Annotated in this window: 10 protein-coding genes; 2 read left to right on the forward strand and 8 right to left on the reverse strand. The window is 62.3% G+C overall.

Going from position 1 to position 11458, the window contains the following annotated elements; all coding sequences use genetic code 11:
* Window positions 1-66: 66 nt before the first annotated feature.
* From AC0L20_RS03265 to AC0L20_RS03280, 4 genes are all read right to left on the reverse strand, one after another.
* A complete protein-coding gene (locus tag AC0L20_RS03265; protein WP_473287400.1) occupies window positions 67-1059 on the reverse strand; it encodes an ABC transporter substrate-binding protein in 993 nt (330 codons plus the stop codon).
* Window positions 1060-1208: 149 nt separating this feature from the next.
* Entirely contained in the window at window positions 1209-2552 is a 1344-nt protein-coding gene (locus AC0L20_RS03270; RefSeq protein WP_473287473.1) for a TAXI family TRAP transporter solute-binding subunit, read from the reverse strand.
* Between the two features lie 113 nt (window positions 2553-2665).
* Window positions 2666-3898, reverse strand: a complete 1233-nt coding sequence (locus tag AC0L20_RS03275) for an HlyD family secretion protein (protein ID WP_473287401.1) — start codon at window positions 3896-3898, stop codon at window positions 2666-2668.
* Window positions 3891-4301, reverse strand: coding sequence for a hypothetical protein (locus AC0L20_RS03280; protein WP_456769659.1), 411 nt, complete (start codon window positions 4299-4301; stop codon window positions 3891-3893). The genes AC0L20_RS03275 and AC0L20_RS03280 overlap by 8 nt, the downstream gene beginning before the upstream one ends.
* A gap of 181 nt (window positions 4302-4482) precedes the next feature.
* On the opposite strand from AC0L20_RS03280, the gene AC0L20_RS03285 reads away from it, so the two are divergent.
* Complete coding sequence (locus AC0L20_RS03285; protein ID WP_085351234.1) at window positions 4483-4935, forward strand: hypothetical protein; 453 nt, start codon at window positions 4483-4485, stop codon at window positions 4933-4935.
* A 36-nt stretch (window positions 4936-4971) separates the two neighbouring features.
* Window positions 4972-5772 carry a polyphosphate kinase 2 gene (gene ppk2 / locus AC0L20_RS03290; protein ID WP_473287402.1) on the forward strand — a complete coding sequence of 267 codons (801 nt, stop codon included), beginning with the start codon at window positions 4972-4974 and terminating at the stop codon, window positions 5770-5772.
* Window positions 5773-5869: 97 nt separating this feature from the next.
* On the opposite strand, the gene AC0L20_RS03295 is transcribed toward ppk2, so the two are convergent.
* The 4 genes from AC0L20_RS03295 to AC0L20_RS03310 form a co-directional block, all read right to left on the reverse strand.
* A complete protein-coding gene (locus AC0L20_RS03295; protein ID WP_473287403.1) occupies window positions 5870-6325 on the reverse strand; it encodes a hypothetical protein in 456 nt (151 codons plus the stop codon).
* Between the two features lie 176 nt (window positions 6326-6501).
* Window positions 6502-6939 (reverse strand): hypothetical protein, encoded by a 438-nt coding sequence (locus tag AC0L20_RS03300; RefSeq protein WP_007592965.1) that lies wholly within the window; start codon window positions 6937-6939, stop codon window positions 6502-6504.
* Between the two features lie 31 nt (window positions 6940-6970).
* The gene (locus tag AC0L20_RS03305) at window positions 6971-8671 is read right to left on the reverse strand and encodes an aspartate:alanine exchanger family transporter (protein ID WP_456764929.1); all 1701 of its coding nucleotides are present in this window, start codon (window positions 8669-8671) and stop codon (window positions 6971-6973) included.
* A 15-nt stretch (window positions 8672-8686) separates the two neighbouring features.
* Complete coding sequence (locus tag AC0L20_RS03310) at window positions 8687-11440, reverse strand: decarboxylase (protein WP_473287404.1); 2754 nt, start codon at window positions 11438-11440, stop codon at window positions 8687-8689.
* Window positions 11441-11458: the final 18 nt, after the last annotated feature.

The following is an 11458-nucleotide window of genomic DNA, read 5'->3' on the forward strand; positions in this document are numbered from 1 at the left end:
GAGAGCTGGCGTTTGTTGATCGAGATCAACGAAACGCTGCCTCATCCCCCGCGACGCCCGAGCAAGCTAGTCAATCAGCTCAGCCTCCATCAGCAATCGTTCCGGGATCGCCAGCCCAAGTGAGTGGACCGCTCTCACGTTGATAACGAGATCAAACCTTGTGGCGAATTGCACCGGAAGACTGCGGACCTCGGCGCCGCGAAGGATGCGAGCGACATAGCCAGCGCCGTCGCGAAACTGTTGCGTCAGGTCGGCGCCATAGGACATCAGCCCGCCATTCACAGTATAGAAGCGGACGGCGAAGATCGCCGGCACGCGGCGCTGGGCCAGCAACGGGATTGCCATGGCGCTCTGAGTACTGAAGAAGCCGCCGTCCGGCAGTACGACGATCCCGCTGCCATTCCGCGCCGCCGTCTCGATGACCCCCGCGATCTCGGCGCCGCTGCGGACGGAGGCGCCGGTAACCGTCATGCGCAGGCGACTTTCCACCTGGTGTGCGGCCTGAAGATAAAGGGGCGCATATGGCGCGGTCTCGGGATTGTACAGAAGCATCGCACTGCTCATGCTGGGCACCATGTCCTTCAACAGGCTCAGCCATTTCCCGCTCATAGCATGCTCGTAAAGCGAGAAGCCGGTAAGATTGCTGGTCGGCCTTGCCAGATCGACGACGAGGCCTGTCCCGACTGGATCCGAGAGCCCGACAAAGATGATCGGAATGATCTGCGTTGCAGCCCGCAGCGCCCGTGTCGTCGCCGTGCTGGTCGCAAACAGCACGTCGGGTCCGGTGGCAACAAGTTCGCGAGCTTCACGTTCCTGCCATGTCGGATTGGAGCCCGGCCAGCGCACATCGAGTCGGTAGTTCTGATTGGCGATCCAGCCGAGGTCGGCGAGACCCTGCTGAAAGGCATTGACGCGCATCTGAGCGCCGCCATCGCCCACCAAATTGCCAGTCAGCACGCCGACCGACGGCATCGGCCGCGGTGCCCCGTCCTGAGCGTGCGCGAAAACCGGACAAGCGGCTGCAGCACCGACCAAGGCCATGAACTCACGACGCTTCATTGCCCGTCCGCTATCCCCCTGATGTCCCGCACCCTTCGCATGACGCGATTGCTGAAGGAAACGGGGTTCGCGGTCGGAGGGTTTGATCAAGATCAAGGTCGCTGAGCTTGGGTGCGGCCGTGATTCGACTTGGTCTGGAGTGACCACCGTCAGGTGCGGTCAACTGGCTGACCGAGCGCTTGCTCATGTCCGTTCGCGGACAACAGGATCCGACGGTCGTGAATCAGGCTCTGAAGACGATGCGCAGCGACATTCAATGTCGTGACATCGAGCGCATTCTCGTCTCCTGCAGCGGCCTTGGCGCGCTGGCCCTGGAGCACCCGGTCGATCTCGACCTCGATATCGGACAGTTCGGCCTCCGCCTCCGTCCTGCGTATCCGCGCGCCCAGCGCATACAGCAAGTCCAGGCCCCGTTCGTCCTTAGAGGGATCACGCACCTGAAGGAATTTCCACGCCGCCGCCAATACGGAGATGAGGCCGCCGAAAATCATGGGCGCGAGGAAGATCGCGTTTCCCCATTCGTCCAGAAAGCTCTGCTGCGTTCCGTTGTAGAATGCTGCGGCGCCAGGATGAACCGGGAGGAAGGCGTCCGAATCCGTGCTCGGTGCGGTCATTTGCGAGAGGATCGGCAATTCGCCGAGCAGGTCCCTGCGCGCCTTCATCAGCGCGTCGGCCAGGCTGCCCGCCACCTCTGCGCTGAGCTGCTTTTGCGCGACCACATAGAACGACACCCGCAGCGTGGTGAGATCCTCGCTCGGGACAGGCGGCGAACCGCGCATCGTGCCCTTCGGGACATCGAAGCTTTCATAGGCGCGCTGCTTTTCAGCGATGGCACCAGCCGCCTCGACGGGAAGGAGGACCGGCGCGGTCTTCGGCGTCTGCAGAAAGAGGCCGCGCAAGAGGGCCAGATACCTGTCGGCAAGAGGAACGACGATCAGAATCGCCCGTACCTCCTTGGCATCGAGTGCCCGCCGCGCGTCTGCCGGTTGGAGATTTCGGAATGTCACGTTGGCGCGTCCAAGGCCGTATTCGTCGCTGAGGACGTCGACGACCTTGCGATTCATCTCGCCGCCGATCACGCCGACGCTGGTGCGCTTCAGACCAGCGATTTCGGTAATGGAGGAGCCCGGCGGCGCAACCAGCAGGACAACGGCGTGGGCGAGAACCACGATAGCCTGCGCCTGCGACAGATCGCCGACGTCGCCCCGGACGACAGCAAGCTCGACCTTTTCCGCCGCAAACTGCTCGGCAGCATCAACCGCGTTGGTCGTTTCCACCAGCCTGAGCCGGACCGAGGCGTTCACCACGGCAAGCCGGCTCGCCAGTGCCGAGACCAGACGCGCGGCCTCACCGTCCAGCGATCCGACGGCGATCGTCAGCGTCGTGGGGCGAGAATACCACCGGTAGCCGAACAGGCCAGCTCCAAGCACGAGCACAACAGCGCTGGCGACTATGAAGGAACGGAGCCAGATCGGCATTTTCGCGGGGACCATGTGGCACTCACAGTGAATATGCGCTGACTGGTCGGACTGGCTCATGACGCCAGACCGGCTCAACTGAGGCGCATCGCTGAACCGAAGTGCGATTCAAGCCAAAGCGAAGCCTGTCAGTGCCCGCTGAGCACCAGCGTCTTGATCGGCAGCAGCAGCGCCTGAATTCGCAAGAGCATGGCGTGCACGAGGCCGACGCCATCGACGACATGCAGGGCGACGGCACGAGCCGTGCCCGTCTCCTTCGCGGAGATCTCCTCGTGGTTGCTGGTATAGGCGTTGACGATGCAACTGCTGCCCGGCGTCACGCCGTCGAGGCCGCCCTTGTACAGCGGCTCCAGGAAGGCGAGTATTGAACCTGGCTTACGTGCATTCTGAGCTTCGATCAGTTCCTGGCCAGCCTGGACCTGGCCGGCGGCGATGTAATCCTGCACATCGGTGACAAGGAGCGGAATGATCACCCATGGCTTGGAGATGCAGGTCGCTTCTGCGACCATCCCTACCTTCACTACCCCCGCTTCAATCTGTCCAAACCCGGCCTGCAGCCTACCCCTGCCGGCATCCGCCGGTATCAACACGCCGGCTGGTCGCATGATCTGGGCAACGAGATCGCCCGTCCGAACGAGGAACTGCTCGACCCGACCGTCGACGCCGGCGCGAACGAAGGTCTTGTCGAGATCGACCTGCGCTTCAGCCAACGCCGCCTGGCCGCTCGCTTTTTCAGCCGGCAACAGTGTCGAAAGCCGCAATGTCGCCGACGTTTTGGACGCGGTGGCCGAGTCCACACCAGCCTGCCGCTGGTTGACCACGACCTGTAGTTTTTCGATATCGCGTTGCGGGACGATACCGGGATTGCGGCGCTGCAGCTCCGTCTTGACGTCCAGCTCGTCCTTGGCCTGCTGAAGGCTGGCCTTGGCTTCCTGGATCTGCGCTTCGGCCTTGACCACGTCGTTTTCGGCGCTTGTCATCGCGGCGTCAACCTCGGCGATCTTGCGGGTGGCCGTCTCCAAAGCAGCCTTCTGCTTCGAACTGTCCAACCTGAACAGCACGTCGCCCTTCTTCACTGCCTCGCTGTAGCCGACATTGACTTCCGCGACGCGGCCGGAGCCTTCAGGCAGGATCGGGACTGTCCGAAAATAGAGCGCGGCCGAGGTCGTTGACGGGTGAAAGTAGAAGATCATGGTGATCAGCGAAATCGTCAGCATCAAGCAGCCGGTGATGCCCCATCGCAATTCATACCAGATGGAAAAGAAGGTGATTTCCTTGCCGAAACGTTTGCCCTGGGCATAGCGGCGGTAGAGGTAGTCCGGCAGGATGGTCAGGAGGGAGCAGAACATGAGCTCAAACATGGCTGTGTTCCTTTCCCTTGACGATCGGCTTTTCGACCGGCGGCAAGCTGGGGAGTTCTGGCTCGCGGCTCTCGCCGGGCGCGGCGTCGGCGATCCTCTCGACCGAGCCTGCGATACTCCGCAGCGGCGTGCCGAAATCCGGCAAGTCGATCATTGCGAGCAGAAGGCCGGCCACCCAGAAAATGTGCATGTGCGTAAAGAGCGAGATGATGCCGAGCACGGCCACGATCTCGAATTGCAACTTCTGCGACTTGTGCGCCATTCGTTCGGGCAGGCTGTGCAGCTTCCAATAGAGCGTGCCAACCCAGAGTACGGTGCCGATCAGGAAGATCCCCATCACCACCATCAGAACGTCCGTGCCGCTTCCCGGCGCGAGGTAGAACGGCAGATGATGCGGAGCCATCGGATGAAGTTGCTCGCTCAATGGTCGCCTCCACGGAAGGGATCAGGGCGGTCTGCGCGCCGGCTCGTCACTGTGGCCGCGCAGGTGAGAAAATTGCTTGATATGAATCAAAGGTCCGAACGGCGCGAAACTTAGCTTAGCCCTGACTCCGATCCCACAGCAAGCCAGGAACGCACCAATCATGCCCGGCATCGATGAGCTCATTCCCAACGCACTGCAAATTCGCAAGGAAGCTGCGCTCGAGGAAGCCAGAAAGGCCGAGGAATATGTTCGCCTCGCCGCCGCGGCCGAAGCCGAGAAACGCGCTCTGATCGAACGGCTGAGCAAACCGTCTGGCAAATCCGAGGAGGAGAAAATCAAGCTCGCCTCGACCATCATCCAGCGCGCGGTTCGCAACGGCCTGACCGAAGTGCAGGTCTATCGCTTCCCGAATACGCTGTGCACGGACAAGGGCCGTGCGATCAACCAGATGGAGGCGGGCTGGGAGAAAACGCTGACGGGAATTCCAAAAGAGATCTTCGAACTCTGGACCGAATACCTCAAGCCGCGCGGCTATCGCATCGGCTACCAGGTCGTCGACTTTCCTGACGGCGTCCCCGGCGACATCGGCGTCATCATTTCGTGGGGCGACTGATCACGTTTCGGCCGAGTTAAGAGAAGGCGGAGCGGCATGGCAAAGGACGAAGCCTCAGAGCGGATGAAGCGCAAGGACTACGAGAAGGAGCTCGAAAAGCTCCAGATCGAGCTTTGCCATCTCCAGGATTATGTAAAGGAAAACAAGCTTCGGGTCATCGTCCTGTTCGAAGGCCGCGACGCGGCCGGCAAGGGCGGCACGATCAAGGCGATCACCGAAAAGGTCAGCCCGCGCGTATTCCGGGTGGTGGCGCTTCCGGCGCCATCGGATCGCGAAAAGACGCAGCTTTTCTTCCAGCGCTACATGAAGCAGTTTCCGGCCGGCGGCGAGATCGTGATCTTCGACCGGAGCTGGTACAACCGCGCCGGCGTCGAATATGTCATGGGATTCTGCTCGCCCGCCGAGCACGATCGTTTCCTGTCGCTCTGCCCGCAGGTGGAAAAGTACGCCATCGACGGCGGCATCATCCTGATCAAGATCTGGCTCGAGGTCGGGATGGAGGAGCAAGAGCGCCGCTTCAACGCCCGCATCGACGATCCGGTGCGGCAATGGAAACTGAGCCCGATGGACCTCGAATCCTTCAAGCGCTGGTATGATTATTCGCGCGCGCGCGACCTGATGCTCAAGAAGACGAGCACGAAGGAGGCGCCTTGGTACATCATTCGCTCCGACGACAAGCGGCGGGCGCGGCTGAACTGTATCGCGCACATCCTGGAGGCTATCCCGCACAAGCGGATCAAGAAGGACAAGGTGAGGCTGCCGAAGCGCTCCGACAAAGGACGCTACAACGACCAGGCCGGCCTGCGTGGGATGAACTTCGTTACCGAGCGATATTGACGAGGTGATCGGGGCCGCGCTCCCGCGCGATCCGATCCTTGTCCGTCAGATCGATGCTGCTGACGGACTTCGCTGGGTCCGTCAGCCGCGCATTCTTTCAATATGGGTACTGGTTGGGGCAGACCCAGTTGCCGTACGTGTCCTGATAACAGCCGTTGTTGTAGTTGTTATTGTAGTATCCGTAGGCGCCCGCGGCAGCCGCACCGACGGCGGCAGCACCGTAAGCGGCGCCTCGGTAGCCATATCGCGGATAGCCTCCGGGATAACCGGCGACGGGACGGCCGGGACGGCCCGCAACGGGGTAACCGGGGCGGCCCGGACGACCGGCTATGGGATGGCTCGGCCGCGGACCTCCTGCGTAATGGCGTCCGCCTCCGCCATGGATCCGTCCGGCGTGAACGGCGCCGCCATGGAAACCTCCGGCGCGCATGCCCCCTCCACCTCCGCGATAGCCTCCACCGCCACCTCCGCGGCGGGCATAGGCATCATCGGGAACGAGCGCGGCCGCGAGAAGAACGACGGCCGCAGCGAGAGCGAGAAGATAACGAAGCATGGCATGTCCTCCCTCGTTATGGGCACCGTGATCCGCTTTCGACGATGCCTCGCGGAACGCGATTGGCACCCGAACCTGGCACTGAGTTGCGGCGGCTTCACTGACTTACGTGCATGAGAAAAGCAGCCGCCATTCAGCTAGAGCGCCGCGACCGCCGAAGCGGCGCGACTGCCGCTCTACCGCTTCAAGGCTATCGTCACGCCCCCCACAGCGGCTGACAGCTCCGCACCAACCTTCGGCCCGCTAAGCTGCAGAATCACGCCATTGCCGTTTTGTAGCTGAACGGCACCTGCGCCGGCAGCGATAGCACCGCCCGCACCGCCGACAGCGTATGAGCCTTCGATCGACTCCGGCCCCCTCAGGTTGAGGGCGCGGCCGACTAGCTTGGTGGTCGAGGCGCCGATCGTAAAGCCGACGCTCATGCCCGAGACGGTGAAGGGATATTTGTGGCCACGATACAGCAGAACGCCCTCGCCGCCACCGACGCCAACGATGAAACCGCCCTTGGTGAAGACAACGGCAACTTGGCCGGTCTCTGCCCGCGACGGCGTGCTGAAGCCGGCGACGCCTGCCAGCGAAGCGACCAGGGCGGCATAGATAGCGACTTTTCTCATGACTTTTCTTTCCTCTGGTTGTGACGCCGAGCTATTGAGCCAGGATCATTGCGAAATAGCCGAACACGGTGAGCAGAATGCCCGACACGGCGTAGCCGACCGGGAATCCGATCCAGGGCACGGAGCTCTGGATTTCCACCGCGGCTTCGCGGCACGGACCGGAGTGCGACCGCGCACCGGCGACGCCGCCCATCAACACGGCCGGGTTGATCTTGAAGACGTGGAAGCCGATCGCCCAGACGATGAACGGCGGAATCGTGCAGGCAATGAAGCCGGCAACGAAGATCTTCAGCGCCACGGCCCCGGTCAGCTGCGCCAGTAGTCCGGCGCCGGCATTGATGCCGACGATGGCGACGAAGACCACGAGGCCGAGATCCTCCAGCACGTTGCGCGCCGCGTTCGGCGTATTGCCGAAGAAGCGCAGCCGCGAGACCAGCGACGAGACGATCACGCCGGACAGCAACAATCCGCCGGCATTGCCAAGGCCGATCTTGGCGCCGAAGGCTGGAAATTCGATCATCCCGATCAGGAAGCCGATGATCATGCCGGCGGCGAGCGTCAACAGGTCGGTCGAGGTGTTGGTCCGCGCAATGCGTCCCCACATGTCGCCGAGCTCGTTGACAGCCGACTTGATGCCGACCACCGAGACGATGTCCATCCGCTGCAACTCGGTCTTGAGACCGGCCGGAATCTGCACGCCGCCACGTTCGACCTTGGTGACCTGCAGCTGGCCGGCGATGGCCGTATCGCGGAAGGATTCAAAGGTCCGCCCGGCCATCTCCTTGTTGGTGACGAGGATGTCCGCCTGATCCATGGGAATGCCGAGCGCCTTGGCGTCGGCGACCTCCGGCCCGAGCAGGCCCATCTTGTCGGTCAGATGTTCGGTCGAGCCGCCGAGCGCGACGACGTCGCCCTTTTGCAGGACGAATTCGGGATCGGCACCCTGCGGTTCTCCGCCGCGCGCTACGTTGACGATGCGGTATTCGGGATTCATCACACGGAATTTGGCAATGCTCATGCCGACCTGGGCCGGATTATCGAGCCGGTAGGCACGCAGGCCGAATTGCCGGTAACCGGTCAGGCCACCACCCTCGAGGTCCTTGACGCCAAACTCCTGCTCGTACTGCTTGGCTGCGGCCTTGGCGTCGACGCCCCACCAGCGCGGCAGATATTTGCAGATTAGGATGATGCCAACGGTGCCCCAGATATAAGTGATGCCGTAGGACAGCGCGATCATGCCCGACGCGTCCTCGGGCTTCATGCCTTCGGGAAGCTTCACGACGCCCGAGGTGATGGCCTGCTCAGCCGAGCCAATCGCGGCAGACATGGTCTGCGATCCTGCCAGCATGCCGCCGGCAGCACCAATTGGCAGCGCAAAGAGCTTCGAAAGCATAACGACAAGCGCCAGACCGAGAACGCTCGAAACCAGTGCCAGGATGCAGAACTTGAGACCATCGCCCTTCAGGCTGTTGATGAAGGACGGTCCCACACGTAAGCCGACGCCATACATGAACAAATAGTAGAACAGGCTCTTGGCGAACGCGTTCAGCTCAAGCTTCACGCCGTAGACCGACGCCCAAACCGAAAGGGCTGCGCCCACCACGATGGCGCCGGCGACCATGCCGAGGCCGTAACCCTTGATGCTGGCCCGGCCAATCCAGACGGCGAGCCCGACGACGAAGAACAGCAACAGAAACGGGTTCTGCTGCAAGAACGTGAAAAAGCTCTGCATATCCGTCCCCTTTTATTACGATGCCGCCTTCAGCTTCGGCGCGGCGCCCGGCTTGGGCCGCCCAATCTTCGCCAGGGCCTCGGCACGCACGAGCTTCAGCCCTTCCTTGGCGTCGTAGCCGTGGATTTCCTTCACATCGAGCTTGCGCATGAAGTCGATGGTTTCCTGGGTGATGACCTGCCCCGGCACCATGATCGGGAAACCCGGCGGATACGGGATCACGAAACTGGCCGAGACGAGGTCGGGACCGGCCTTGAGGCGACGGTCGATCTCGGAATCGCCGAGCCGGATATATTCGCATCCCGCCGCATCATAGGCCGAGTAGAAGCCGCTACGAATGTCGCCCTCGTTGGTCCTGGTGCCGGCATCGCCACGGAAACTGTCGTGGAACTGCGAGAAGTTCGGCAGGTCGGGCACATCGGTCATCAGGCTCTTGACCCGCGCCTCGAAGGTCTTCTTCGCATTGGCGCCGCCCTGAACCAACCCGCGGTCGACCTCTCCCGCGATCTCGGCCAGTACCCTCACGAGATGCGCGACGTCGCTGCGGGTGTTGTTGATGTTCGACTGGAACAACACCGAGTTGCGCGATGTCTTGTTGATCTGGATATTGTAGTCGTTGGCGAGGATGCCCTTGAACTGCGTACCGTCGTAACCTGCGGTGCCGCACACCAAGGTCATGCGGGTCGGATCCAGGCAGAACTCGTCGTCGTCCAGGCTCTTCAGGATGTTCGCCCAGTTCATGCCAGTTGCGAGATAGTCGGTGAAGCCGCTCTGGCGATATTGCGCCGGCACCATCGCGTCCGCACCGAGAATCCGGAAGTATTTCGAGATCAGCGGATTGCTGTTGACCGCCCTCCGGATCGCGAACGCAATTTCGATCGCGTTGGCGACGAGACCGTAGCCCTCGAGCTCCATCTGGCGCCGCGAGACATCGAGGCTGGCGATGAGCTGCTGGTTGGGGCTGGTCGACGCGTGCGTGAACACCGCTTCCTTGAACTGCTGCTCGACGGTGTGGAATTCGACGTCCTTGACCGACAGCATCGAACCCTGCCGGATCGCCGACATCGACTTGTGGGTCGAGTTGGTCTGATAGACGCGCAAGCGGATCTGGCGCGGATCCGGGATCAGACGGGTCTTGAGCAGCACGTCGTCCGAGGGAGTCTTGCCGAGCTCGGCCTGCTGCTTCTCGTAAGCCGCGACCGATTTCGGGTCGTGCATCCACGTCTCGATCTCATTCGCGGCGCCCATCGCGGTCCGCCGACGCAGGAACGGCGAGAAGCGCGCGAAGCCGAACCAGGCTTCGTCCCACAGGAAGATGAGATCGGGCTTGATCGCGAGACATTCCTCCATCACCCGGCGGGTGTTGTAGATGTGGCCATCAAAGGTGCAGTTGGTCAGGTCCAGCATCTTGACGCGGTCCAGCCGGCCGTCGGCCCTCGCGTTCAACAGGGCCTGCTTGATGGTCTTCAGCGGCACCGCGCCATACATCGAATATTCCGTCATCGGGAACGCTTCGACATAGATCGGCTGGGCGCCGGCCAGCACCATGCCGTAATGGTGCGATTTGTGACAGTTGCGATCGACGATCGCGATGTCGCCTGGCCCGAGCAGCGCCTGCACTGCCATCTTGTTCGACGTCGAGGTGCCGTTGGTCACGAAGAACACGCGATCGGCGCCAAGCGCCCGCGCCGCCTTGTCCTGTGCTTTCTTGATGGTGCCGGTCGGCTCCAGCAGGCTGTCGAGGCCGCCGGTGGTCGCGCTGCTTTCGGCCAGGAACAGGTTCAAGCCGTAGAACTCGCCCATATCGCGGATCCAGTCCGACCTGAAGACAGATTTGCCGCGAGCGATCGGCAGCGCATGGAACGTCCCGATCGGGCGTTGCGCGTATTTCTTGAGATTGTCGAAGAACGGCGTATCGAAGCGATCCTGGATACCCTCGAGGATAGAGAGATGGAGTTCGAGGAGCTCTTCGATGGAGTAGAATATCCGCCGAACCACATTGGCCTCGGGGTTCCCCGCCATTTCCTCCACGTCGCGATTCGACATCAGATAAAGGTCGAGTTCGGGGCGCACCCGCTTGATGATGTGTGCGAGCCGGAGAGCGGACGCGTCCGACTCGTCATTGATCCCCGCGGCGGCGGTCATGGTGCGCAATACCGGCGCGTCGTGACGCGAGCGCAGCCCGAACCCTTCGTTGATGACGACGGCCGCGATGTTCGGGTTGAGCATCGTCGCGCAGAAGGCGTCTTCGAGGCTGCCGACGATCACCGGCTCATAGACAAAAGCATCGACTGGACGGCGCAACTTGCGCCATTCGGCGGCGAGCGCCGGCCACTTCTCGGAGGAGACGCCGGTGACGACGAGCGTTTCGAAATAGGGTCGCCGGGCTGCATGTGAGCCGAAACTCGAGGACACGAGCTCGGGTGCATCGCCACTGCCGTCGTCCTTGGGATCCCAATCGCCGGCATGTTGGCGGAAGGATCTTGTCATCAGGGCCTGCGTAATCCGCGTCGCAAGACCAAGTGAACCCGCCGCATCCCCGGCCGAGGCCGCTTCGCGCAAAGCGGCCATCAGTTGTAGCCCGGGATAGCCGTGAAACTCTTCAATGACGGAGAGATCGGCCAGCGCCGCATCATACTTGGCGCGGTCGCCGCCGCGCGCCCATGCTTTGGCTGCTTCGACCAGATCGCGCCAGTCGTCCGCCCGTCCGCCGGGCCCGGAGATGAACTGATCGATGCGCTTTTCTGCAGCCTTGGCGTCCTTGGACATGTCTCTCTCCGGATCTTT

It is taken from the genome of Bradyrhizobium sp. Kon58, from assembly GCF_055807455.1.

What these genes read in the sequence shown, in the direction of transcription:
- AC0L20_RS03275 (WP_473287401.1), bottom strand. Translation starts at nt 3,898, where the DNA reads ATGTTTGAGCTCATGTTCTGCTCCCTCCTGACCATCCTGCCGGACTAC.
- AC0L20_RS03265 (WP_473287400.1), bottom strand. Translation starts at nt 1,059, where the DNA reads ATGAAGCGTCGTGAGTTCATGGCCTTGGTCGGTGCTGCAGCCGCTTGT.
- AC0L20_RS03270 (WP_473287473.1), bottom strand. Translation starts at nt 2,552, where the DNA reads ATGGTCCCCGCGAAAATGCCGATCTGGCTCCGTTCCTTCATAGTCGCC.
- AC0L20_RS03280 (WP_456769659.1), bottom strand. Translation starts at nt 4,301, where the DNA reads ATGGCTCCGCATCATCTGCCGTTCTACCTCGCGCCGGGAAGCGGCACG.
- ppk2 (WP_473287402.1), top strand. Translation starts at nt 4,972, where the DNA reads ATGGCAAAGGACGAAGCCTCAGAGCGGATGAAGCGCAAGGACTACGAG.
- AC0L20_RS03310 (WP_473287404.1), bottom strand. Translation starts at nt 11,440, where the DNA reads ATGTCCAAGGACGCCAAGGCTGCAGAAAAGCGCATCGATCAGTTCATC.
- AC0L20_RS03295 (WP_473287403.1), bottom strand. Translation starts at nt 6,325, where the DNA reads ATGCTTCGTTATCTTCTCGCTCTCGCTGCGGCCGTCGTTCTTCTCGCG.
- AC0L20_RS03305 (WP_456764929.1), bottom strand. Translation starts at nt 8,671, where the DNA reads ATGCAGAGCTTTTTCACGTTCTTGCAGCAGAACCCGTTTCTGTTGCTG.
- AC0L20_RS03285 (WP_085351234.1), top strand. Translation starts at nt 4,483, where the DNA reads ATGCCCGGCATCGATGAGCTCATTCCCAACGCACTGCAAATTCGCAAG.
- AC0L20_RS03300 (WP_007592965.1), bottom strand. Translation starts at nt 6,939, where the DNA reads ATGAGAAAAGTCGCTATCTATGCCGCCCTGGTCGCTTCGCTGGCAGGC.